Below are 22157 nucleotides of genomic sequence, written 5' to 3' on the forward strand. Positions count from 1 at the left end.
GAGCTGCTCCGCGAGGAGCTGCTCCGCCTGGTCGACCCCGCGATGGACCGGCGCATCGCCGCCAGCCCGGTGCTCGGCGCGGCCGACACCTTCCGCGCCGCCGCCGCGGACCAGCTCGCAACCTGGGGCGAGCGCGTGGGCGTGCCGGTGGTGCGCTCCGACCGTGACGGCGCCGACCCGGCCGCCGTGGCCTTCGATGCGGTGAAGACCGGTCGCGAGAACGGCGCGGACGTGGTCATCGTCGACACCGCGGGCCGCCTCCAGAACAAGGCCGGGCTCATGGACGAGCTCGGCAAGATCAAGCGTGTGATCTCCAAGCAGGCCCCTGTGCAGGAGGTGCTGCTGGTGCTCGACGCGACGACCGGCCAGAACGGTATGCGGCAGGCGCAGGTGTTCGCCGAGGTGGTGAACGTCACCGGCATCGTGCTCACGAAGCTCGACGGCACGGCCAAGGGCGGCATCGTCGTGGCGGTGCAGCGCGAGCTCGGCGTGCCGGTCAAGCTGGTCGGTCTGGGGGAGGGTCCCGACGACCTCGCACCGTTCGACCCCGCATCGTTCGTGGACGCGATCGTTTCTTGATCACCGGCCCCGAGCTCTCAGCTGCTCGGCAACATCCGGGCGATGACAGCGTTCAGACCCGCTGCTTGAACGGGTGCGACAGGATCGAGCCCACTGCTGCGAAAGTGGGTCGGCCAGCTGCCGTACACGCTCCGGAACCGGCGCGCGAAGTGAAACTGGTCGTGGTACCCGCACAGTCTCGCGACCTCGCGCACGGTGGCATCCGTGCGCAGCAGCGAGTGCGCCGCGCGCGTCATCCTGGCGATCTCCAGGACACGTGCGGGGGAGGCACCCACGCTGCGCTGGAACACACGGTGCAAGTGACCGGTTGAGACGTGCGCTGCTGACGCCATTGCCGCCACGGGGATCGGGACCATACCTGTGCTGGACCAGCTGCGCCGCACGTGATCCAGGGCAGCGATCAGCGGTGCCGGCGCCGTTGCCCGCTCCGCATCCGGGACGGGGCCTTCCACGAAGATCTCGAGGAGAGTTTCGAGCACGTGCACACTGCGCACGAATGCTTCGGGTGCCGGATCTCGCGCCAGCTCGATCAGGTAGTCACACAGAGCGCCGATCGCGGGAAGGTCGACGAAGTGACGTAGGCGCGGCCACCGGTCGAGCTCCCGGAGCGGACCTGGATCGGACATCGTGAAGTGCACGTAAGCGTGCCGCGACGGTGCGCTGGAGCTGTAGCGGTAATGGTCACGGTCGCCCGCGCGCATGAGGACGGCGTCGCCGGGCCGGGCCGTGAGCACGCTCGTGGTGCCGTGACGGTCGACCACCGTGATCTCGACGCTGCCCGCCAAGAGCCACACGAGCTCATACACGGGTAGTTCTCGAGGCCCGTAGGTCGAACCCGGCGGGAAGTCGGCAACCCGCGTGTGCATATCCGCGTCTAGCTCAACCCTGGTCACATTCAGACATTACCTGGCGACATTGATGCATGGAATCACGCTGCAGCAGACGAGACGATGATCAGGTTCAGACATACCGGCGATGGGGCTCTCTGTGATGACGCGTACGTCAGGTGGACCTGCGTGGTGACGACCGAATCTCGCGCTGCACCCGCCGGCGCCTCATCCGTGAGTCGTGCCGTGGCGCGTGTGCCCCTGTGGCGACGGATGGCACCGCTGCGCTGGCACTACCTCTTCATCGCGCCAGGCGTGCTGTTCTTCGTGGTCTTCGCCTACGTGCCGTTGCTGGGGAACGTGGTCGCTTTTCAGGACTATTCGCCCTTCAGGGGTATCGACGGGTCACCGTTCGTGGGCTGGGCGAACTTCGCTGCGATCTTCACCGACCCCGAGGTGGGGCGTGCGCTGACCAACACGCTGGTCCTGAGCGCCCTCCAGATCGTGTTCGCCTTCCCGGCGCCCATCATCCTCGCACTGTTGCTGAACAGCTTGCTCTCGGTCCGGCTGCAGCGTTTCGTCCAGTCCGTGGTGTACCTGCCGCACTTCATCAGCTGGGTCGTGGTGGTCGCGATCTGGCAGGAGGTGCTCGGGGGCGCGGGCATGGTCAACGACCTGCTCGGCGCCATCGGCGTCGGTCCCACGTCGATCATGACCAACCCGGACTGGTTCCCACAGCTGGTGACGGCGCAGGTGATCTGGAAGGAGATCGGCTGGGGCACGATCATCTTCTTCGCTGCGCTATCGACCATCCCCAACGAGCTCTACGAGTCGGCGGCGATCGACGGTGCCGGTGCCATGCGGCGGATCTGGCACGTGACACTGCCCGGCATGCTCGGTGTGATCGTCCTGCTCCTCATCTTGCGACTTGGCACGGTGCTGACGGTTGGATTCGAACAGCTGCTGCTGCAGCAGAACGCCGTCGGCAGAGACGCGGCGCAGGTGCTGGACACCTTCGTGTACTTCCGGGGCGTGCTCGGCGGCGGCTGGGGACTGGCTGCCGCCGCGGGACTGTTCAAGGGCGTCGTCGGAACGATCGTCGTCCTTGGCGCCAACTGGTTGGCCAAACGACTCGGGACGAGGGGGTTGTTCTGATGGCAACGCAAGCCGAGCGCAGCATCACACGCCGTTCATCCGGCCGCCCACCCTGGTTGGCACGGGCGCCATTGCCGCTCCAGCTCCTCAAGGGCCTGCTGATCACCGGGATCGTCGCCGTGATGGCCTTCCCTTTCATCTCGGTGATCTTGACGAGTTTTGCTGCACCGGGGGCCAGCCGTGGCCTCGTGCCCGATGCGTTCTCGCTCGACGCGTATCGGTCCATCCTCACCGGTGGGGTCGTGAGCCGGGCGCTGGTGGTTTCGATCGGTGTGACGGCGGTGGGAACCACGCTGTCCGTGATCGTGACCGTCCTGCTGGCGTTCGGTCTGACACGCACCCGCGAGATGCCCGGCGGCCGCGTCATCCTGTTCGGGATCCTCGCCACGATGCTCTTCAGCGCCGGGATCATCCCCAGTTATCTCCTCGTGCGTGAGCTCGGACTGCTGGACAGCTATTGGTCGCTGATCCTGCCGACGCTGGTCTCGGCGTTCAACCTGGTCGTGGTCCGCAACTTCTTCATGGAACTGCCCCAGGACCTGCTGGATGCCGCCCGCATCGATGGTGCGAGCGAGTGGCGGGTGCTCTGGGCGATCGTCGTCCCGCTCTCGCGCGCGGTGATCGCCGTGATCGCGCTGTTCTACGCGGTCGGCTACTGGAACGGGTTCTTCAACGCCCTGCTCTACATCCAGGACTCCAGCAAGTGGCCGATCCAGCTGGTTTTGAACACCTACGTGCTTCAGGGATCACCACTCAGTCAGATTCAGAACCCCGATCTCACGCCGCCGCTGCAGTCGATCCAGATGGCTGTCGTGGTGCTCGCGACCGTTCCGGTGCTGCTGGTCTACCCCTTCGTGCAGCGCTACTTCACCAAGGGCGTCCTGACCGGCGCCATCAAAGGTTGACAACGCCGCGCGTCCTCGCCCGGTGCCCACACTCGAAGGAGAGTCACATAATGCATATGCCGTATCCCTCTCGCAGCACCGGCAGGCTTCCCGCACTCAGCAGGCGATCACTGCTCGGCCTCACCGCAGCGGCCGCCGTGGGGACGCTCGCGGCGTGCGGAAACGGCGGCGAGGGTTCGAGTTTTGGTGGGAACGCGACCTTGGACGTGCCCTCGAATGTGCCGTTTGAGGAGGTCGCCGGCACGATCGTCAGCGAAGTCGATGGTGTCCCGATCGGGCTGACCGAACTGCCGCAGCCACGACCTTCGGCGACGTCGGGGGTTCCCGGGAGCGGTGCACCGTTCACCACGTTTCAGATCAACTGGGGCACGCCGCCCCGATCGTTCGGCGACAACGAGTACTGGCAGGAGTTCAACGAGCGCCTCGGGGTCGATTACCGCCCTGACCTCGTGGCGCCGGACGCCTACGAGACTCGGCTGGCCACGCTGCTCTCGGGTGGCTCCGTACCGGACATGTCCCATTTGCTCACCGACTCTCCGAACGTGCAGCAGGCGATCGTCGACGGCGCTTTCGCCGAGCTCTCGGAGGTGCTCGGCGGTGACCGCATCCATGACTATCCCAACCTGGCGGCCGTTCCTGAGCACCAGTGGCGCGCCTCGGCCGTCAATAACGGCATCTACGGCATCCCGACCGATCTCAGCTACGTCAACTCGTTGCACGTCTATCGCAGGGACTGGGCAGACGAGCTCGGCTTCACGGAGCAGCCGGCGGACGCCGAGGAGTTCTACGAGCTGATGACCGGTATGAGCACGCTCGGTTCCGGCCGTCATGGGTTTGGCGGGCTCACCGGCGGCGTGCGCGGCTTCATCGATTCCATGTTCCGCGTCCCGAACGGGTGGCGTGAGGATGGCGGAGCGTTGGAGAGCGCCCTGGAGACAGATGAGTTTGAGCAGTCGCTGGCCTTCCTCCGCCGGCTGTGGGAGGGCGGGGCGTTCCACCCCGATGCCCTGACGCTCTCAGAGCAGGGGGCGCAAGATCGCGCGCTGTTCGACGAGGGCACCACGGGGTGGCAGGTCGCCTCGGCTGACAACTGGTACTTCGCCGGCACCCTGGACACGATGCGCGCCCGACACCAGGGTGCCGAACCCGAACTGTTGTTGCCGATGGGCCATGACGGCGGAGACTATGCGTTCCCCGCCAGCGCCGGATACTTCGGTATTGTCGCGATCTCGGCGGAAGCGGCGAAGGACGAGGATCGGCTGCACGAGATTCTCTCGGTGATGGACTATCTCAGAGCCCCGATCTGGAGTGAGGAGGGCTTCTTCCTTCGGTACGGCCTCGAGGGTGTGCACTTCCAGTACGACGACGCGGGTTACCCCGTCTCGGTTCCCGACAGCTCGGCGCCGGCGGACCGCGATGCGCTCTTCTACACGGGTTTGGTCCCGGGTGCGCTCTACTTCCCGAACGCCGACGACGTCCGATCGGCCATCTCCTACACGGAGGAGGTCACCCGACACATCGTGACCAATCCCGCCGTCGGACTGTATGTGCCCTCGGCAGCCAGCATGCAAGCCACGCTCGACGACATCGTGGACGACTACGTCAACGGGATCGTCTCGGGTCGTCGACCGATGTCCGACCTGGAGAAGTTCCGATCCGACTGGCGCGACCGGGGCGGGGACACCATCCGTACCGAACTCCAGGATGCGCTGGCGGAGCGGGAGGGCTGAGCGCGCGTGCTACATCTGCCCGAGCCTGAGACCACACGCCAACTGTCCACGTTCGATCCTCACAACGGCGTCAAGGTCGCCTTCATCGAGCCCGGTGAGCGCCGCACGATCGGCTCGATCGACGGCGCAGGGTATCTCGCACGGCTGTGGATGACCCTGCCAGGCTGGTTCTGGGCCGCGTGGGAGCCGGAGCGGGACGTGGACGCCGCGATCCTCGAGCACACCATCGTGCGGGTCTATGTTGACGGCGCGGAGCAGGCGCAGATCGTTGCACCGGTAGCGGACCTGTTCGGACTCGGCCTGTCGCGCGTCCGCAACTACGCCACGAGATGGGTGGGCGCGTCCTCGGGTGGCTTCTACCTGACGTTGCCGATGCCGTTCTCGGCGTCGATCCGCGTCGAGGTCGAGAACCTGCATCCCACGATGCGGGTCGACCTGTTCTGCAACGCCCTGATCCAGTTGACGCCGAGAGCGGCAGAACTGCCGGTGCTTCATGGCGTGCGCACGGCTGGTCGGCACAGCGGACCCGGTCAGGTGCGGCTGCTGGAGATTCAGGGAACGGGACGCTACATCGGCTGCACCATGTCCTGTCAGGGTCAGAACCGTGCGTACCTCGGGTATTTGGAGGCGCCCGAGCACCTCGTGCTCGACGGACACACGGTCACCGGCACCGGTATGGAGGACTACTTCCTGGGTGGCTGGTATTTCCGGGAAGGCCCATTCGCAGGTCCCGATCACGCCGTGCCGTTGAAGGACCCACTCGACAGTGCCGTGTCGATGCTGCGCTTCCACGAACACGATGCGTTCTGGTTCCGGGAGAGCCTGCGGATGTACTTCGAGAGCCCGTGGGCGGCGGAACGGCAGCAGCCCTATGCGCACAGCGCGCTCGCCTTCCTCTATCTCGATGAGCCGCAGTCGGTGCCCGACGTGGCCACGAGCGACCTGGGGCATTGGTTCAGGCGCCACCAGGACGACCACCTGTCGCTGCCCTGATACCCGTCCGTCTCACTGTGAAAGAGAGTCATGACCACACACGAGCACGCCGCCGCCTCCGAGTCGTTCGGAGCCGCCGCTGATCTGCCGCCGGTACTGCCGGCGATCACGGGGACGTTCCGGCCCACCACGGGGCGCTTCGAGTTGGCACCCGGAACCCGTGTCGTTGCCGGTGCGGCGGTGGCGGGAGTGGGGCAGCAACTGGCCCGCGACCTCGAGCAGATCCTCCACGCACCGGTTGCGGTGATCGACGGGCCCGCGGAACCGGGCGATGTCAGCCTCAGCATCGTCGAGCGCCCCGGCGCCGGATACACGCTGACGATCGATGCGAGCGTGACGGTCAGCGCGGGCACCGCGACGGGGGTGCTGCACGGCACCAAGAGCCTGGTCCAGATGCTGCGGCAGGTGCCGGAGCTTCCGGGCGGTGCGGTCACCGACGAGCCGGCCTACCCGGAGCGTGGGCTGACGATCTGCTCGGGCGAGATCCATATCTCACCGGCGTGGATCGAGCGAGTGCTGAGCGAGATGTCCTACCTCAAGCTCAACCAGGTGCTGCTGACCGTCAAGATGCTTTCCGAGCGCTACCCACAGACGCGGACCTGGGGCTACTACAGCCGGGAACAGGTCGCCTCCCTCGTGGCGTCGGCGGCCGCGCACGGTATCGATCTGGTGCCGCAGGTGAACGCCCCGGGCCACATGCTGATGTGGATCGAGAATCTTCCCGAGCTGCAACTGCTGGACCGAGACGGCCGTGCCGACCCGATGCGCCTGGACATCTCCCGGCCGGAGAGTCTGCAGTTCTACACGGACCTGGTCGATGAGTACCTCGAGGTGTTCGACTCTCCCTACTGGCACATGGGCGCCGACGAGTACATGCTGCACACCAGCTTCGGCGAGTACCCGCAGTTGGCTGCGACGGCTCAGCGCCGCTGGGGTGGCGAAGCCACTCCCGATGACCTCTACATCGATTTCGTGAACCAGGTCAATCGGTACGTGCGAGGGGCGCATGGCAAGACGCTGCGGATCTGGAACGACGGACTCCTCGGGCGCAACGCCGTGGTCGCCCTCGACCGGGACGTCGTCGTCGAGCACTGGACCAGCGCGCCTTCGAACCCGACGCCGCCTTCCCGGCTCCTGCGTGAAGGACACCGCGTGATGAACGCCAGCGTGGATCTCTACCTCACGCGCGGTGGCACTCAGATGGACACCGAGCGGCTGTACTCGCAGGGCTGGCACGTCGGCCAGTTCCATCTGGAGGAGGTCCCGGCACGAGAGTTGCCCGTCACCGGCGCCAAGATCAGTCTGTGGCCGGACGGAGCTTCTTGCCAGACCGAGCACGACGTCGAGGACACGCTGCTGCTGCCGTTGCAGTTTCTCGCGCAGGCGACCTGGACAGGCGAGCTGACCCAGGCGAGTTTTGCCGAGTTCCGTGATCTCGGAAACGCGATCGGCCGCCATCGCCCTCTTGAAGCGGCGCTCAGGACGCCGGTCCCCGAGGGTGCCTACCTGGTCTCGTGCGGGCGACACTCGCTTGCGGTCGAGCGCGACTCGGCGCCCGCACTCGTGGACGGGCCCGGCGATTCCTGGCTGTTGCGACCGACACCTGACGGCTATTACCGCATCACGCACGCGGACGCCGGGACCCTGGAGGTGGTCGCGGGCAGGCGACTGCTGGGGGTACCGATGGACGACGGGGCTGCAGTCGGTCTGGTCGAGCAGAGCGACTCGAACCTGCAGAAGTGGCAGGTGCGTCTTGACGAGCACGGGGTGGAGTTCATCAACGCGATCACCCAGCAGGGGTTGGACGTGAGCGAGGGGCGCTTGGTGCAGCGGCCCTTTGACCGTAGCGACACCCGGTGGACGCTGCAGCGGCTGGATTCGAGCTCGGAGCGTGCGTGAGGATCTCGCTGGCGCAGTTGACGCTGCCGGGAGCGCGACTAGGCGCCGAGGACCCGCTACCAGTTCCGGACCGGTTGCTCGAGAGCCCGTACGACATCGGCACCGATCTGCCTGAGCAGATCCGCCAGAGTGCCGCTGAGGGCCGGCCGCGTTCGATGCATCCGTATCTGCTGCAAAGCGCCTACGACCGTGTGCGCACGCCGGTGACGTTACCGACGGTGGTGCTGGAGAACGGCCGGGTTCGCGCATGCGTCGTCCCCGCGCTGGGCGGGAGGTTGTGGTCGCTTGTGGACCAGGCCTCGAACCGCGAGCTCGTGCACGCGAATCAGGTTCTCCAGCCGGCCAACCTGGCCCTGCGCGGGGCCTGGTTCGCCGGAGGCGTCGAGTGGAACATCGGGACCAAGGGACATACGGCACACACGATGGCGCCTGTGCACGCCGCCATCGTCGCCGGCCCCGGTGGCGCCCCGATGCTGAGGTTGTGGGAGTTCGATCGGCTGCGCGAGGTGATCTTCCAGATCGACATGTGGTTGCCCACCGACGCCCGTGCCCTCCACGTCTATGTCCGGATTCAGAATGTGAACGACCATCCGGTCCCGATGTACTGGTGGTCGAATGCGGCGGTCCCGCAGCCGCCGGACCTCAGGGTGCTGGCGCCGTCTGCGAGCGCGTACGCCACGCGCTACGACGGCGTGCTGGAGCACGTGGCGATCCCTGCGCACGAGGGAGTCGATCGCACCTGGCCAGCGCGTGGGGAGGAGGCAGCGGACCTGTTCTTCGACACCGCTGCAACCGAGCACCCGTGGGTCGCAGCAGTCGACGGGACAGGTCATGGGCTGGCTCAGATCTCGACCGATCGCCTGGTGGGCCGCAAGCTGTTCCTGTGGGGGAGTGGGCCGGGCGGTCGGCGGTGGCAGGAGTGGCTCTCACCGCAGAACCCCACTGGCTACGCCGAGATCCAGGCCGGCCTGACCACCACGCAGTTCGAGCACGCGATGATGCCGGCCCGCGAGAGCTGGGACTGGCTCGAGGTCTACGGCGACGCCGATGCCGTGCCGTCGCTCGCTCACAGCGATGACTGGTCGGTGGCCACCGATCACCTCGCGCACCGCGTCCGGTCGATGGTTGGCGCCACCGGCCTGGAGCGTGCCCTGGAGCAGGCTCGAGCATGCGCGGACAACAGCATCGGTGTGAGGCTGGCACGTGGCGGCGGCTGGGGATCGCTGGCCGCGCTCGACCACGATCGCCGCGGGCGGCCGTGGCTGCCCGAACCTACCGGCACGCCCTTCCCGAGTGGCGAGTTGGGCCCCGAGCAGGAACTCTGGTCGGCTCTGATCACCGATCCTGCTCGCGCGCAGACGCTGCTGGTGCAGGCCGATGTGTCGGTGCCACCGCCGTCGTACGTCAACGGTGGGCAATGGGAAGAGCGCTTGACCACGATGCCGCCCAGTTGGCTCCGCGACTACCACCTGGGTGTGCTTGCGCACGCACGGGGCGAGCAGCAGCGTGCCCACAACTGGTACGCCTCCTCACTCGCCTGCGCGCAGAATGCTTGGGCCTTGCGAGGCGAGGCTCTGCTGGCCCAAGCCGATGGCGAGCATGCGCGCGCGGCGACGCTACTACGGCGTGCTCTGGTGCTGGTGAACACGGAGCCGACGCTGCTGATCGAGGCAGTGTCGGCCTCGCTCGCCGCAGTCGACCCTGCAGGAGCTCTTGCGTTGATCGACGCCGCTCCCGAGCGGCTGCGCGAGATCGGCCGCGTTCGCCTGCTCGAGGGGTTCGCCGCTGTCGCTGCGGGTGATCGGGCGCGCGCGGTACGGCTGCTGGCTAGGCGAATGGAACTACCCGATGTGCGCGAGGGCGAGGTCGCGCTCAGCGATCTCTGGCACGCTGCACACCCCGGGCGTGCAGTCCCCGAGCAGTACGACTTCCGTATGCGCAGGGCCGACTGAGCGGATCTGTCTCATCATGTGATCGCAGCGCGTCGGGTGAAATCGTGCGTTCACAGACCGCAGCATTGCGACACAGATTCGTAACACCGGCGGCGTCATGAGGAAACGGCGAACGAGGAAGGTTCTTCCCGAGCCGGCCGCCCGAGCCGGTGTTGGGAGCCTTGGTATGGAACCGTTCCTCGACACGGGCGTGACAGCCTGGATGCTGGTGTCGGCATCCTTCGTGCTGCTGATGACGCCCGGTCTCGCCCTCTTCTACGGGGGCATGACCCGCAGCAAGTCCGTCCTGAACATGATGATGATGTGCTTCGGCGCCATCGCGGTCGTCGGATGCATCTACGTGCTCTGGGGCTGGTCGATGTCCTACGGCGCGTCGATCGGCGGCATCGTCGGCAACCCGTTCGACCAGTTCGGACTCGGTGGCAGCTTCGACCCGATCTCGATCCTCAACGAGGAGACCGGGGCGTACATGCCCACCATGGTCGACGTCGGCTTCCAGGCCACGTTCGCCATCATCACGGTCGCGCTGATCGCCGGCTCGATCGCCGACCGCGTCAAGTACGCCACCTGGTTGGTGTTCGCCGGCCTCTGGGCCACGCTGTCCTACTTCCCGATGTCCCACATGGTCTGGGGCGGTGGCCTGCTGTCGGGGGACGGCCCGTTCGCCTCGATCGCCGAGCCGGTCGACTTCGCCGGCGGCACCGTGGTGCACATCAACGCCGGTGTCGCTGGCCTGGTGCTCGCGCTCGTCATCGGCAAGCGCAAGGGCTGGCCTGGTGAGGCCTTCAAGCCGCACAACCTGCCGCTCGTCATGCTCGGCGCCGCCCTGCTGTGGTTCGGCTGGTTCGGTTTCAACGGCGGCTCCGCCTACGGCGCTGACGAGACTGCCGGCCTCGCCTGGGTCAACACGACCACCGCGACCGCGGGCGCGATCCTCGGCTGGCTGCTCACCGAGAAGCTCAAGTACGGCAAGGCCACCTCGCTGGGTGCCGCGTCGGGCGTCGTGGCCGGCCTGGTCGCGATCACCCCGGCCGCAGGGGCGCTGACGCCGGTCACCTCGATCGTGCTGGGCCTTGTGGCTGGTGGGGCGAGCGCGCTCGCCGTCTCGCTGAAGACGAAGCTCGGCTTCGACGACTCGCTCGACGTGGTGGGTGTCCACCTGGTCTCCGGTCTCGTGGGCACCGTGCTCATCGGGGTGCTGGCTGCCGACGGCGGCCTGTTCACCGGCGGCGGCGTCAACCTGCTGCTCGTGCAGATCATCATTGCGGTGATCGCGATCGTCTGGTCCGGTGTCATCACCCTGGTCATCGCACTCGCGCTGAAGGCGACCATGGGCTGGCGGATCCCGGACGAGGATGAGGTCACCGGCATCGACCAGACCGTGCACGCCGAGCGTGCCTACGAGGGGATCTCCTGATGAAGCTCATCACCGCAGTGATCCAGCCCCACAAGCTGGACGAGGTCAAGGCCGCGCTGGAAGCGGCCGGAGTCCGGGGCCTCACGGTCTCCGAGGCCAGCGGCTACGGCCGGCAGAAGGGCCACACCGAGGTCTACCGCGGCGCGGAGTACACGGTGGACCTGGTGCCGAAGGTGCGGGTCGAGGTGCTCGTCGATGACGAGGACGCCACCACGCTCACCGGTGTGGTCGTCAATGCTGCCCAGACCGGCAAGATCGGCGACGGCAAGGTGTGGGTCAGCTCGGTCGACCAGGTGATCCGGGTCCGCACCGGCGCCAGCGGACCCGATGCCCTCTGAGCCTGACGGGCTGACCACGGAGGCCCCGCAGCATGCGCTGCGGGGCCTTCGGGCCGCCCGGTTGGACATCTCGCGGTCGGGGCGTGGGATGGCCGACGGCGGTGCTCGCCGGGCTGCTCTGGCTCACCTTGTCGACACGGCCCTGCTGGGCCTGTGGGCCGAGGCAGCCGAGCAGGCCGGCGTGGACTCGGGGACCGGGATGGCGCTCGCGGCGGTCGGCTCGCACGGCCGCCGCGACGCCGGCCCCACCTCCGATCTGGATCTGATGCTCGTCCACGACGGGCAGACCCACAGCAACGACGACATCGCCCGGCTCGCGAACGCCCTCTGGTACCCGATCTGGGACGCCGGGCTCGACCTGGACCACTCGGTACGCACCCTGGCCCAGTGCCGAGGGGTGGCATCGGCGGACCTGCCGGCCGCCGTCGGGCTGCTCGACGTACGGCTCGTGGCCGGCGACGAGGCGGTGCTCCATCGTGCTCGCTCAGCCGTGCTGGCCGACTGGCGTTCCGCCGCGCGGCGGCGGCTGCCCGAGCTGCTGACTTCGACCAAGGTGCGGGCCGAGCGTCACGGCGAGCTGGCCTATCTGATCGAGCCGGACCTCAAGGAGGCGCGCGGAGGGATCAGGGACGCCGTGGTGCTCTGGGCGTTGACGGCCACCTGGCTCACCGACCGGCCGCACGGCGACGTGGACGCGGCGTACGCGCAGGTGCTCGATGTGCGTGATGCGCTCGCCAGCGTGACCGGTCGGCACACCAACCGGCTGCTGCGGGTGCACCAGGCCGAGGTGGCCGAGGCGCTCGGGTTCGCGGAGCCGGACGATCTCCTGGCGTCGCTGGCCGAGTCGGCGCGGACCATCTCGTACGCGTTGGACACCACGGTGCGGCACGCGCGACAGGCGTTGCGGCGGCCGTCGCTGTCGCTGCGCCCGGCGCTCGTGCGTGGGCGGCGCATGGCGCCGCGGCTGCGCTCAGTGGCCGACAACCTGGTGGAGCACGACGGCGAGCTGGTGCTCGGCATCGACGCCCAGCCCGAGTCCGACCCCGAGCTCGCGCTGCGTGCGGCTGCGACGGCGGCGCGCACGCGGCTGCCGCTGTCACCGGTGACGATCGCCTCGCTGCAGCGCACGCCGGATCTGCCGACGCCGTGGAGCCCGACCGCGCGAGAGCACCTGCTCACACTCATGCGCAGCGGCGAGGCGCAGGTGCCGATCTGGGAGGCGCTCGACCTCGCCGGCCTGGTGACCCGGTGGATCCCCGAGTGGGCGGCGGTGCGAAACCGCCCGCAGCACTCGCCGGTGCACCGCTTCACGGTCGATCGGCACCTCGTGCAGACGGTCGCGAACGTGCACGAGGCGCCCCGATCGCTGGAGCTGCGCGACGTGCTGCTGTGGGCGGCGCTCTTGCACGACATCGGGAAGGTCGCCGGTGCGGCGAACCACTCCCTGGTGGGTGTGGAGCGGGCGCGGCCACTGCTGGAGCGGGTGGGGCTGAGCGCCGCCGAGCAGCACGACGTGCTGCTGCTGATCGAGCACCACCTGCTGCTCGCCGAGACCGCCACGAGCGAGGACGCGGCCGATCCTGCGGTGCTCGAACGGATCGCAGTGGCGCTCGAGCACCGCCCCGAGTTGGTGCGTGCGCTGCGCCACCTCACCGAGGCCGACGCCAAGGCCGCCGGCCCGAAGGCCTGGACCGCGTGGCGCGCCCGCCTCGTGGACGTCCTCACCGCCAACCTGCTCGAGCACCTCGGTGCGGGGCGGTGAGCGTGTGGTCATGACCGCGTCTTCACGTGCGCTGCACACGCGTGTGGTGCGTGTGCAGCGCATGTGAGTGCTTGTGCCTGGTCGGTCAGTTCTGGTTGGGGACGAGATGGACGTCGAAGGCGACGATCTCGACGGGACCGGCCGTGGCGGTGGTGGTCACGAATCCGTTGACGGGGTACCAGTCGCCGGTACCGGCGATCTGGAACTGGCCGCTCCACAGGGTCGTCAGTGTCACGGTGACGCCATCGCTGGCCGAGCTGTAGACGTGGCTGATGGTGTGGTTCGGGTACGGAGCGCCGGGGCGGGACGCGGGCACCGCGGGGGAGCCGTCGCCGAAGTCCCAGGTCCAATGCGAAGGCGTGAGCCGGAACGTCACCGGGATGTCCAGGATCGTGGTGTCGAGCAGTTGCTGATCGGTGTCGGTGTAGACGATGAAGGCCATGTTCACCGCCGCCCAATCGCCATCAGGCTGGTAGGTGATCGGTGACGCTTCCACCGGCAGCGACTGGAACGCCTCCAGGATCAGCGCCTCGACATCGGCGGGCGTGAGCTCATCCTCGTCCTCGGCGATGTCCTCGATCCCGTTCGGGCAGTGACCGAGATTGCCCTGATCGTCAACAGCATCGCACTGCAGTGTGTGGTTGCTGACGACCGCAAGATCGAGATAGGGATCGAGTTCTGTGCCGTTCTCGGTTCCGTTCGAGTCGCCGGGGGTGCCGTTCGGATCGAACCCCGGCGTCACTTCGGCCGATCCCGTAACCTCGACTTCGCCCAGCTTGCCGGCGGCGCGCAGATCCTGGAGTACCTGCGCCGGATCTGCACTGGGCGAGGGCTCGGGGGCCGCCGGCTGGGCAGCGAGCGATGCAAGGAGCATGGCCGCGGCGGCGACGATCCGGGTGTGCTCAGGAGTCAATGTCCACTCCGCTCACCATGAATCTACCGTTCGCGTACCGCAGGCCGACCTCCAGGACTCCGTACGGGTCGGAGTCGGCTTCTTGGGCAACAGTTCCGTCCGCGTTGCGGACGACATACGGCCCGTCCACTGCGTCACGAATGATCACTGCGTAGTAGGGCCGCTCTTCGGTAGGCAGCTCGACTCCCGCGTCGGTGATGTTGAACGTGAGGTCGGCACCTTCGATGGTGCCGCCACTCTCGTAGACGCTCGTGATCTGCTCCACGACGGACTGACACCAGCCGCAGTCGTCTTCGCTCATCGCTTCGAATCGGGTTGTGTCGCCGGTCGCACGTGCGTAGTCCACGAGCTCGAAGAAGTACCACGTGGCTGCGGACGCCCCCATGGCGTCGTCGACGAGCATCTCCTCCGGAGCCTCGGGTTCCTCGACATCGGGAGGCGTCGCGGTGGGTGTCGGCTCCTCGGTGGTGACGTCGTCGCTGGGCTCGGTCGTCGGCTCGGTGGTCGACTCGGTGCTGGTGGGCGGGTCCTCGACGTCGCCGTCGCACGCGGCGAGCGTGAGCGCGGTGGCGGCGCTGGCGGCCGCGGCCGGCCATCGTCGTGCGTGTGCGTTCATGCGTCTGAGCCCCCACTCGGCTCCAGGTCAAGTGCGGACAGGCTAGCGCGCACGCGCGCCCCGGCGGCGGGCGCCCGGTCGCCCTGTGGACAACGCGCGGTCGGAAGCCGTGCACCACCGCGCCGGGCCCGCTGAGTGCGCACCCGAACGGTGAGTGCGCACCGTGCGCAGTGCGCACTCACGGTGAAGGTGCGCACTGACCGTGCGGAACCGATGCTGCCACCCCAGTTATCCTGATCTGCAGCCCATCCGACTGAAGGACTGCCTGCGTGTTCGCCTCACTCTCCGATCGCCTCACTGCGACGTTCAAGAACCTGCGTGGCAAGGGACGCCTGTCCGAGGCCGATGTCGACAAGACTGTCTCGGAGATCCGCCGCGCCCTGCTCGACGCCGACGTCGCCGTCCCCGCCGTTCGCGCCTTCACGAACGCGGTCCGTGAGCGGGCCAGCTCCGCCGAGGTCTCGCAGGCGCTCAATCCCGCGCAGCAGGTCCTCAAGATCGTCAACGAGCAGCTGATCGAGATCCTCGGCGGTGAGGCGCGCGAGCTCAACCTCGCCAAGCGCCCGCCGACAGTGATCATGCTGGCGGGTCTGCAGGGTGCCGGTAAGACCACGCTGGCCGGCAAGCTCGGCAAGTGGCTGCGCGAGCAGGGGCACACGCCGCTGCTCGTGGCCTCGGACTTGCAGCGCCCCAACGCGGTCACCCAGCTCCAGGTCGTCGGCAGCCAGGCGGGCGTCCCGGTGTGGGCTCCGGAGCCGGGGAATGGCGTGGGCAACCCGGTGCAGGTGGCGCGCTCGGGTGTGGACCACGCGCGCCAGAACTACTACGACGTCGTCGTGGTCGACACCGCCGGTCGCCTCGGTGTCGACGCCGAGATGATGCAGCAGGCCGCGGACATCCGCGACGCCACGCAGCCCGACGAGATCCTCTTCGTCGTCGACGCGATGATCGGCCAGGACGCGGTCACCACTGCCGAGGCGTTCCGCGACGGTGTCGGGTTCACCGGTGTGGTGCTCTCCAAGCTCGACGGCGATGCGCGCGGCGGTGCGGCCCTCTCGATCCGCACCATCACCGGTCAGCCGGTGCTCTTCGCCTCCACGGGTGAGAAGCTCACCGACTTCGAGCGCTTCCACCCCGACCGGATGGCCTCGCGCATCCTTGACATGGGTGACCTGCTCACCCTGATCGAACAGGCCGAGAAGGCGTTCGACGAGAAGCAGGCGGCCGAGATGGGCCGCAAGCTCTCCGGCGAGGACGATTTCACGCTGCAGGACTTCATGGACTACATGCGCCAGCTGAAGCAGCTGGGGTCGATGAAGAAGATGCTCGGCATGATGCCCGGCATGGGCCAGATGCGTGAGCAGCTGGAGAACTTCGACGAGCGTGAGGTCGACCGCGTCGAGGCGATGATCAACTCGATGACGCCGGCCGAACGCGCCAACCCCAAGATCATCAACGGCTCGCGGCGCTCGCGCATCGCACGCGGCTCCGGCTGCACCGTCTCCGACATCAACGGCCTGCTCGACCGGTTCGACCAGGCCAAGACGATGATGCGGTCGATGGCTCGTGGCGGCGGCCGCGGCATGCCCGGCATGGGCGGCATGCCCGGCATGGGCGGGCTGCCCGGCGGCGGCAAGAAGAGCAAGGGGCGCATGGCCCCGCCGAAGCGCACCAAGAAGGGCAAGTCCGGCAACCCCGCCAAGCGCGCACAGCAGGAGCGCGAGGCCGCCGAGCGTGCGGCGGCGGCCAGCCAGGGCACGCCGGGCTCCGCATTCGGCCTGGGACAGGACGGCGACGCCGTGGACCCCAGCTCGCTCCAACTTCCCGCCGGCTTCGACAAGATGTTCGGCCGCTGACATGACCGGTCCACCACCCGGGCGCACGCCGGTCCGGGTGAGTGGTGCCCTCCTCGGTGCCGCAGTGCTCGCCGCGGCCGTGGGCCTCGTGGTCTACAACCACACCCAGCGTGGTCTGGGGCTGATGGTGATGATGATCCCGGTCGTCCTGGTGATCGCCGTGGTGGCCTTCGGATGCGTCGCCGCCGCCTCGCGGGGCCGCGGCCGTGCCGCCTGGGCCGGCCTCGTCGTCGCCTGGGTCGCCACGGTCCTCCTCGCTGTGCTCGCGTTCGCGCTGCTGAACGCCGAACCATGGGACCCGCCCGAGGTCGCATGGGCAGCGACGCACGTGGCGTGACCTCACCCACATCGACCCGCTGTCGTGGCCGAGTCTCGCGGCATGGCAGAATGACCCGCTGAACCCGCTCGGTCCCGGCCCTCTCACCGGTACCGGCGTGTCCACCGGGCCCTGAGGCCGCCGAGTCCCAACCGGCGCAGCGCGCGGGCCCAACCCATCTGAACCCCAGGAGTGAGCCAGAACGTGGCTGTCAAGATTCGTCTCAAGCGCCTCGGCAAGACCCATGCGCCCTACTACCGTGTCGTCGTCGCCGACTCGCGCACCAAGCGCGATGGTCGTGTGATCGAGGAGATCGGCAAGTACCACCCCACCGAGGAGCCCTCGCTCATCGACATCGATGGTGAGCGTGCGAAGTACTGGCTCGGCGTCGGCGCACAGCCGACCGAGCAGGTGCTCGCGCTTCTCAAGGTCACCGGTGACTGGCAGACCTTCAAGGGTCTCCCGGGCGCCGAGGGCACCCTCAAGACCGCCGAGCCCAAGGCCGCTGCCGCAGATGCCGTGGCCGCTGCCGAGGCTGAGGCTGAGCTCAAGAAGGCCGCCGCGTCGGAGGCCAAGGCTGCTGCCGACGCCGAGGCCAAGGCTGCTGCCGAGGCTGAGGCCGCGCCGGTCGAGGACGCCCCGGTCGAGGACGCCCCGGTCGAGGACGCCCCCGCCGAGGACGAGAACGCCTGATGCTGGCTGACGCGCTCGAGCACCTCGTGCGGGGCATCGTGGACAACCCCGACGACGTCGAGGTCAGCTCCCGCACGCTCCGGCGTGGCGAGCTGCTGGAGGTCCGCGTGAACCCGTCCGACCTCGGGCGCGTCATCGGCCGCAACGGCCGCACGGCCCGCGCGTTGCGTACCGTGATCGACGCGCTCTCGCGCTCGGGCCCGGTGCGCGTCGATGTCGTGGACACCGACCGCCGATAGTCGAACATGATCGAACCCGCTCAGGTCCGGGTGGCCACGCTCGGCGCGGCCCATGGCCTGAAAGGCGATGTGCGGCTCCAGCTGCACACCGACAACCCTGCCGCTCGGCTCGTCCCGGGGACCCGGTTCACCACCGACCCCCGGGATGCCGGGCCGCTGGAGCTGACCGCCGTCGTCGAACGCAGCGGCTCCACCTACGCCCGGTTCGCCGGATACCCCGACCGCACGGCGGTCGAGACGCTCCGTGGCATCGTGCTCGTCGCCGAGCCCCTCACGGACGAGGACGCCGACCCCGATGCCTGGTACCCCGAGCAGCTCACGGGCCTGCAGGCCCGCCGCCCGGACGGCACCGTGATCGGCACCATCGCCGGCATCCAGCACTATCCCGCGCAGGACGTGCTGCTCCTCACCGAGCCCGACGGCGCTCGCACCTTGATCCCGTTCGTCACCGCGATCGTGCCGACCGTCGACGTCGAGGGGGGCTTCGTGGTCATCGACCCGCCGCTGGGGCTGCTCGCAGCCGACGGCATCGAGGACTGACATGACCGCCCGGATCGACGTCGTCTCGATCTTCCCGGAATACCTCGCACCTCTGGATCTCTCGCTGGTGGGCAAGGCACGCCAGCGCGGTCTCGTCGACATCGCGGTGCACGACCTGCGCGAGGTCACCACCGACCGGCATCGCACCGTGGACGACACCCCCTTCGGTGGTGGGGCCGGCATGGTCATGCGCCCCGACATCTGGGGCGAGTCCCTCGATCGAGTGCTCGACGGCGCAGTCACCTCGGGCGGTCGGGTCCTGCTGGTCCCCACACCGGCGGGCACCCCCTTCACGCAGCGCACCGCCGAGGAACTCGCTGCGGTGCTGGAGCAGGGTGGGCACATCGTGGTGGCGTGCGGCCGGTACGAGGGCATCGACGCCCGCGTGGCCGAGCACTACGCGAGCCGTGAGGACGTGCAGGTGCGCGAGGTCTCGATCGGGGACTACGTGCTCAACGGGGGAGAGGTCGCCGCGCTGGTGGTGATCGAGGCCGTGGTGCGGCTGCTGCCGGGTGTGCTCGGCAATGCTGCCTCCGTGGTGGAGGAGTCGCACGGCGCCGAGGGGCTGCTCGAGCACCCCGCGTACACGCAGCCGCCGAGCTGGCGCAGCCTCGACGTGCCCGAGATCCTGCGCTCCGGCGACCACGGACGGATCGCCCGCTGGCGCCGCGACCGCGCGGTCGAGCGCACCGCCCGCGTGCGGCCGGACCTGCTGGCCGCGCACCCGGTGACGGTACGGCGGGCGCGCCGCGGCGATGCACAGGCCCTCGCGGACGTGGCCGCCGCCACCTTCCGGCTCGCCTGCCCACCGGACATGCCCAGGGCGGACATCGACGCGTTCGTGCGCGAGCAGCTGTCGCTCGAGAGGTTTCGCGCCTCTCTCAAGGACAGGACCAGGTGGCTGTACCTCGCCGAGGTGGCGGGCGCCGTCGTCGGCTACACGATGAGCATCGAGGGAGAGCCGAGCGATCCCGAGATCGCCGAGGCAGTCCCTACCCGGCCCACGGCCGAGCTGAGCAAGTGCTATGTGCGGCCCGAGCTGCATCGCACGGGTGCCGCCGCGGCGCTGATGGAGGCGACCCTCGAGGAGGCACGTACCCGCGGTCTGCCCGGCATCTGGCTCGGGGTGAACGGGCAGAACGAGCGCGCCAAGCGGTTCTACGGCAAGCACGGGTTCGAGCGCGTCGGCGGGCGCACGTTCACGGTCGGGACCAGGCGTGAGAGCGACGACGTGATGTACCGCACGCTCTGACCGCTCCGATTTCGGGCGGGCCGGTGTCTGTGGCAGACTTGCTCGGTCATCCGGGCGCCAACCAGCTCTGCCACAGGGGAGCGGTGAGAACGCGCACGGAGCAACCTCAAGACTCGGCGGCGGGGCACACCTGGCCGCCCGGATATTCGCGGGTGACCTGTGGCAGTCGTGGGAAGGCACATCATGCAGAAGCTGGACGCCGTCGACGCCGCCTCGTTGCGGGAGGTCCCCGAGTTCCGTGCGGGTGACACGCTCAAGGTCGGTGTGAACATCGTCGAAGGTAACCGCAGCCGTATCCAGGTGTTCCAGGGTGTGGTGATCGGCCGTCAGGGCGCGGGCGTCCGCGAGACCTTCACGGTCCGCAAGGTGTCCTTCGGCGTGGGCGTGGAGCGCACCTTCCCGCTGCACTCGCCCACGATCGACCACATCGAGGTCGTCACCCGCGGCGCCGTGCGTCGCGCGAAGCTCTACTACCTGCGCGGCCGCAGCGGCAAGGCCGCCAAGATCCGCGAGCGTCGCGAGACCACCTCCGCCAGCTGAGGTGAGCGATCGCGGGGCGGACGAGCGCACCGACGACCCGGAGCGTGAGCGCTCCGAGGTCGCCGACGACGACGCCCGCGACGAGTCCGACGAGGACTCCGCGGAGGAGACCAAGCACCGGAACCCGGTGGTGGCGTTCTTCCGCGAGGTCGTCATCGTGCTGGTCTCGGCACTCGCGATCTCGCTGGTCCTCAAGACCTTCCTGATCCAGCCGTTCTACATCCCCAGCGTCTCGATGGAGACCACGCTGGACGTGGGCGACCGGATCGTGGTGAACAAGCTCGCCCCCGGACCGTTCGACATCGAGCGGGGCGACATCGTGGTGTTCCTCGACCCCGGTGGCTGGCTCGCAGGCGAGCCGGTCCCTGAGCTGAACCCGCTGGAGCGGGCGCTCACGTGGATCGGACTACTGCCCGAGAACGCCGGCCAGCACCTGGTCAAGCGGGTGATCGGCGGACCGGGTGACCACGTGGTCTGCTGCGACGACACCGGCCGTATCACCGTCAACGGCGTGCCTCTTGACGAGAGCTACCTGATCGACGGTGCCGTGCCCAGCACCACCCCGTTCGACGAGGTGGTCCCCGAGGGGCACCTGTGGGTGATGGGGGACAACCGGCCGCAGTCGGCGGACTCCCGCGCGCACGCAGGCGCTGTCGGTGGCGGGTTCGTGCCGATCAGCAACGTGGTGGGCCGAGTATTCGTGATCCTGTGGCCGCTCGACCACCTCACGTGGATCGACCGCCCCGACGAGACCTTCGAGAACGTCCCGGATCCCTAGGCCATGACTCCCATCTCCGGATCAGCTGCATGACCAGCAAGCCCCCGTCGCGACGCCTGGAGCGTGAGCTCATCGCGAGCGGTCACCGGTTCGTCGCGGGGATGGACGAGGTGGGCCGCGGTGCGCTGGCCGGGCCGGTCAGCGTGGGGGTGGTCGTGGTCGACCAGAGCACCGGCCGCACGCCGGCACGCCTGCGCGACTCCAAGTGGCTGCGCCCGGCTGCCCGGGAACGGCTGTGCGCACCGATCCGACGGTGGGCGGTGGCGAGCGCCGTCGGGCACTCCTCGCCCGAGGAGATCGACCGGTTCGGGATCATCGCCGCGCTGCGCATCGCCGGGACCCGTGCCCTGCACGAGGTGAGCCGGGGCGGCGTGGTGCCGGACGTCGTCGTTCTCGATGGCAAGCACGACTGGCTGACGCACCCGCCGCACCTGCCGGCGCTGCCGGTGATGACGCTGGATCTCCCGGTGATCATGCGGATCAAGGGCGATCTGACCGTGACCGCGATCGCCGCGGCGAGTGTGCTCGCCAAGACCGAACGTGACGCCATGATGACCGCGCTGCACGACCAGCAGCCGCACTACAACTGGCTGGGCAACAAGGGCTACTCCGCACCCGAGCACGCCGCCGCGCTGCGCGAGCACGGGCCGTGCGAGCTGCACCGGCGCAGCTGGTCGCTGCCGGTCGCCGAGGAGTACCTCACCGAGTCCTTCGACCTCGGAATGCACTGATCAATGCGGGCCTGCTGCGCGGTGTCCAGACACGTCCCTCGCGGCGTTGGGGGCGGGCGCGGTACCCACCCCCGCACGCCCCCCCCACCGCCGAGCGGGGGACCCCCCCGCAACCCCCCCCCCCCC

21 protein-coding genes and 1 pseudogene are annotated in these 22157 nt (G+C 68.6%); 19 read left to right on the plus strand and 3 right to left on the minus strand.

Translation table 11 applies throughout. The features are described 5' to 3' along the window. Nucleotides 1-579 (plus strand): annotated as a pseudogene (locus ACOJSN_RS19070) (signal recognition particle-docking protein FtsY); the annotation flags it as partial. Nucleotides 580-596: 17 nt separating this feature from the next. Here the strand turns inward: ACOJSN_RS19070 and ACOJSN_RS19075 are convergent. Beyond that, a complete protein-coding gene (locus ACOJSN_RS19075) occupies nt 597-1385 on the minus strand; it encodes a helix-turn-helix domain-containing protein (protein ID WP_420114070.1) in 789 nt (262 codons plus the stop codon). A 267-nt stretch (nt 1386-1652) separates the two neighbouring features. Here ACOJSN_RS19075 and ACOJSN_RS19080 point away from each other — a divergent pair, with 267 nt between their 5' ends. From ACOJSN_RS19080 to ACOJSN_RS19120, 9 genes are all read left to right on the plus strand, one after another. Then, a complete protein-coding gene (locus tag ACOJSN_RS19080; RefSeq protein ID WP_420114071.1) occupies nt 1653-2561 on the plus strand; it encodes an ABC transporter permease in 909 nt (302 codons plus the stop codon). Beyond that, complete coding sequence (locus ACOJSN_RS19085; protein WP_420114072.1) at nt 2561-3466, plus strand: carbohydrate ABC transporter permease; 906 nt, start codon at nt 2561-2563, stop codon at nt 3464-3466. The genes ACOJSN_RS19080 and ACOJSN_RS19085 overlap by 1 nt, the downstream gene beginning before the upstream one ends. Before the next feature lie 56 nt (nt 3467-3522). Continuing rightward, entirely contained in the window at nt 3523-5196 is a 1674-nt protein-coding gene (locus ACOJSN_RS19090; protein WP_420114073.1) for a hypothetical protein, read from the plus strand. 6 nt (nt 5197-5202) lie between these two features. Continuing rightward, on the plus strand, nt 5203-6189 hold the full coding sequence (locus tag ACOJSN_RS19095) for a DUF2961 domain-containing protein (RefSeq protein ID WP_420114074.1): 987 nt from the start codon (nt 5203-5205) through the stop codon (nt 6187-6189). Between the two features lie 30 nt (nt 6190-6219). After that, nucleotides 6220-8088 carry a family 20 glycosylhydrolase gene (locus ACOJSN_RS19100; RefSeq protein WP_420114075.1) on the plus strand — a complete coding sequence of 623 codons (1869 nt, stop codon included), beginning with the start codon at nt 6220-6222 and terminating at the stop codon, nt 8086-8088. Further along, complete coding sequence (locus ACOJSN_RS19105) at nt 8046-10040, plus strand: DUF5107 domain-containing protein (RefSeq protein ID WP_420114076.1); 1995 nt, start codon at nt 8046-8048, stop codon at nt 10038-10040. The genes ACOJSN_RS19100 and ACOJSN_RS19105 overlap by 43 nt, the downstream gene beginning before the upstream one ends. 166 nt (nt 10041-10206) lie before the next feature. Then, nucleotides 10207-11457 carry an ammonium transporter gene (locus tag ACOJSN_RS19110; RefSeq protein ID WP_420114077.1) on the plus strand — a complete coding sequence of 417 codons (1251 nt, stop codon included), beginning with the start codon at nt 10207-10209 and terminating at the stop codon, nt 11455-11457. After that, nucleotides 11457-11795: a P-II family nitrogen regulator gene (locus ACOJSN_RS19115; protein WP_420114078.1), complete on the plus strand. Its 339-nt coding sequence runs from the start codon at nt 11457-11459 to the stop codon at nt 11793-11795. The genes ACOJSN_RS19110 and ACOJSN_RS19115 overlap by 1 nt, the downstream gene beginning before the upstream one ends. Then, nucleotides 11785-13557 (plus strand): HD domain-containing protein, encoded by a 1773-nt coding sequence (locus ACOJSN_RS19120; protein ID WP_420114079.1) that lies wholly within the window; start codon nt 11785-11787, stop codon nt 13555-13557. The genes ACOJSN_RS19115 and ACOJSN_RS19120 overlap by 11 nt, the downstream gene beginning before the upstream one ends. 85 nt (nt 13558-13642) lie before the next feature. Here ACOJSN_RS19120 and ACOJSN_RS19125 read toward each other — a convergent pair whose 3' ends face one another. Then, nucleotides 13643-14470 carry a hypothetical protein gene (locus ACOJSN_RS19125; protein ID WP_420114080.1) on the minus strand — a complete coding sequence of 276 codons (828 nt, stop codon included), beginning with the start codon at nt 14468-14470 and terminating at the stop codon, nt 13643-13645. After that, nucleotides 14460-15086, minus strand: a complete 627-nt coding sequence (locus tag ACOJSN_RS19130) for a DUF6318 family protein (protein WP_420114081.1) — start codon at nt 15084-15086, stop codon at nt 14460-14462. Before ACOJSN_RS19130 ends, ACOJSN_RS19125 begins: the two co-directional genes overlap by 11 nt. A gap of 269 nt (nt 15087-15355) precedes the next feature. Between ACOJSN_RS19130 and ffh the strand changes: the two genes are divergently transcribed. From ffh to ACOJSN_RS19175, 9 genes are all read left to right on the plus strand, one after another. Continuing rightward, nucleotides 15356-16942, plus strand: a complete 1587-nt coding sequence (gene ffh, locus ACOJSN_RS19135; RefSeq protein WP_420114082.1) for a signal recognition particle protein — start codon at nt 15356-15358, stop codon at nt 16940-16942. 1 nt (nt 16943) lies between these two features. Continuing rightward, nucleotides 16944-17279 carry a hypothetical protein gene (locus tag ACOJSN_RS19140; RefSeq protein WP_420114083.1) on the plus strand — a complete coding sequence of 112 codons (336 nt, stop codon included), beginning with the start codon at nt 16944-16946 and terminating at the stop codon, nt 17277-17279. A gap of 183 nt (nt 17280-17462) precedes the next feature. After that, entirely contained in the window at nt 17463-17951 is a 489-nt protein-coding gene (gene rpsP / locus ACOJSN_RS19145) for a 30S ribosomal protein S16 (protein WP_420114084.1), read from the plus strand. After that, entirely contained in the window at nt 17951-18190 is a 240-nt protein-coding gene (locus tag ACOJSN_RS19150) for an RNA-binding protein (protein WP_156221139.1), read from the plus strand. The genes rpsP and ACOJSN_RS19150 overlap by 1 nt, the downstream gene beginning before the upstream one ends. Before the next feature lie 6 nt (nt 18191-18196). Continuing rightward, the gene (gene rimM, locus ACOJSN_RS19155) at nt 18197-18730 is read left to right on the plus strand and encodes a ribosome maturation factor RimM (protein WP_420114085.1); all 534 of its coding nucleotides are present in this window, start codon (nt 18197-18199) and stop codon (nt 18728-18730) included. A 1-nt stretch (nt 18731) separates the two neighbouring features. After that, entirely contained in the window at nt 18732-19982 is a 1251-nt protein-coding gene (gene trmD, locus ACOJSN_RS19160; protein ID WP_420114086.1) for a tRNA (guanosine(37)-N1)-methyltransferase TrmD, read from the plus strand. Between the two features lie 183 nt (nt 19983-20165). After that, nucleotides 20166-20522, plus strand: coding sequence for a 50S ribosomal protein L19 (gene rplS, locus ACOJSN_RS19165; protein WP_420114087.1), 357 nt, complete (start codon nt 20166-20168; stop codon nt 20520-20522). Nucleotide 20523: 1 nt separating this feature from the next. Continuing rightward, nucleotides 20524-21300, plus strand: a complete 777-nt coding sequence (gene lepB / locus ACOJSN_RS19170) for a signal peptidase I (protein WP_420114088.1) — start codon at nt 20524-20526, stop codon at nt 21298-21300. Nucleotides 21301-21329: 29 nt separating this feature from the next. Further along, a complete protein-coding gene (locus ACOJSN_RS19175) occupies nt 21330-22031 on the plus strand; it encodes a ribonuclease HII (RefSeq protein WP_420114089.1) in 702 nt (233 codons plus the stop codon). The last annotated feature ends 126 nt before the right edge of the window (nt 22032-22157 follow it).

It is taken from the genome of Pseudactinotalea sp. (assembly GCF_048594945.1).
In the GTDB taxonomy this organism is placed as follows: Bacteria; Actinomycetota; Actinomycetes; order Actinomycetales; family Beutenbergiaceae; genus Pseudactinotalea.

Bases quoted from the DNA above. Each gene is read 5' to 3' on its own strand.
- ACOJSN_RS19085 (WP_420114072.1), top strand. From the start codon at position 2,561: ATGGCAACGCAAGCCGAGCGCAGCATCACACGCCGTTCATCCGGCCGC.
- ACOJSN_RS19090 (WP_420114073.1), top strand. From the start codon at position 3,523: ATGCCGTATCCCTCTCGCAGCACCGGCAGGCTTCCCGCACTCAGCAGG.
- ACOJSN_RS19100 (WP_420114075.1), top strand. From the start codon at position 6,220: ATGACCACACACGAGCACGCCGCCGCCTCCGAGTCGTTCGGAGCCGCC.
- ACOJSN_RS19110 (WP_420114077.1), top strand. From the start codon at position 10,207: ATGGAACCGTTCCTCGACACGGGCGTGACAGCCTGGATGCTGGTGTCG.
- ACOJSN_RS19115 (WP_420114078.1), top strand. From the start codon at position 11,457: ATGAAGCTCATCACCGCAGTGATCCAGCCCCACAAGCTGGACGAGGTC.
- ACOJSN_RS19120 (WP_420114079.1), top strand. From the start codon at position 11,785: ATGCCCTCTGAGCCTGACGGGCTGACCACGGAGGCCCCGCAGCATGCG.
- ACOJSN_RS19130 (WP_420114081.1), bottom strand. From the start codon at position 15,086: ATGAACGCACACGCACGACGATGGCCGGCCGCGGCCGCCAGCGCCGCC.
- ACOJSN_RS19140 (WP_420114083.1), top strand. From the start codon at position 16,944: ATGACCGGTCCACCACCCGGGCGCACGCCGGTCCGGGTGAGTGGTGCC.
- ACOJSN_RS19150 (WP_156221139.1), top strand. From the start codon at position 17,951: ATGCTGGCTGACGCGCTCGAGCACCTCGTGCGGGGCATCGTGGACAAC.
- rimM (WP_420114085.1), top strand. From the start codon at position 18,197: ATGATCGAACCCGCTCAGGTCCGGGTGGCCACGCTCGGCGCGGCCCAT.
- trmD (WP_420114086.1), top strand. From the start codon at position 18,732: ATGACCGCCCGGATCGACGTCGTCTCGATCTTCCCGGAATACCTCGCA.
- rplS (WP_420114087.1), top strand. From the start codon at position 20,166: ATGCAGAAGCTGGACGCCGTCGACGCCGCCTCGTTGCGGGAGGTCCCC.
- ACOJSN_RS19175 (WP_420114089.1), top strand. From the start codon at position 21,330: ATGACCAGCAAGCCCCCGTCGCGACGCCTGGAGCGTGAGCTCATCGCG.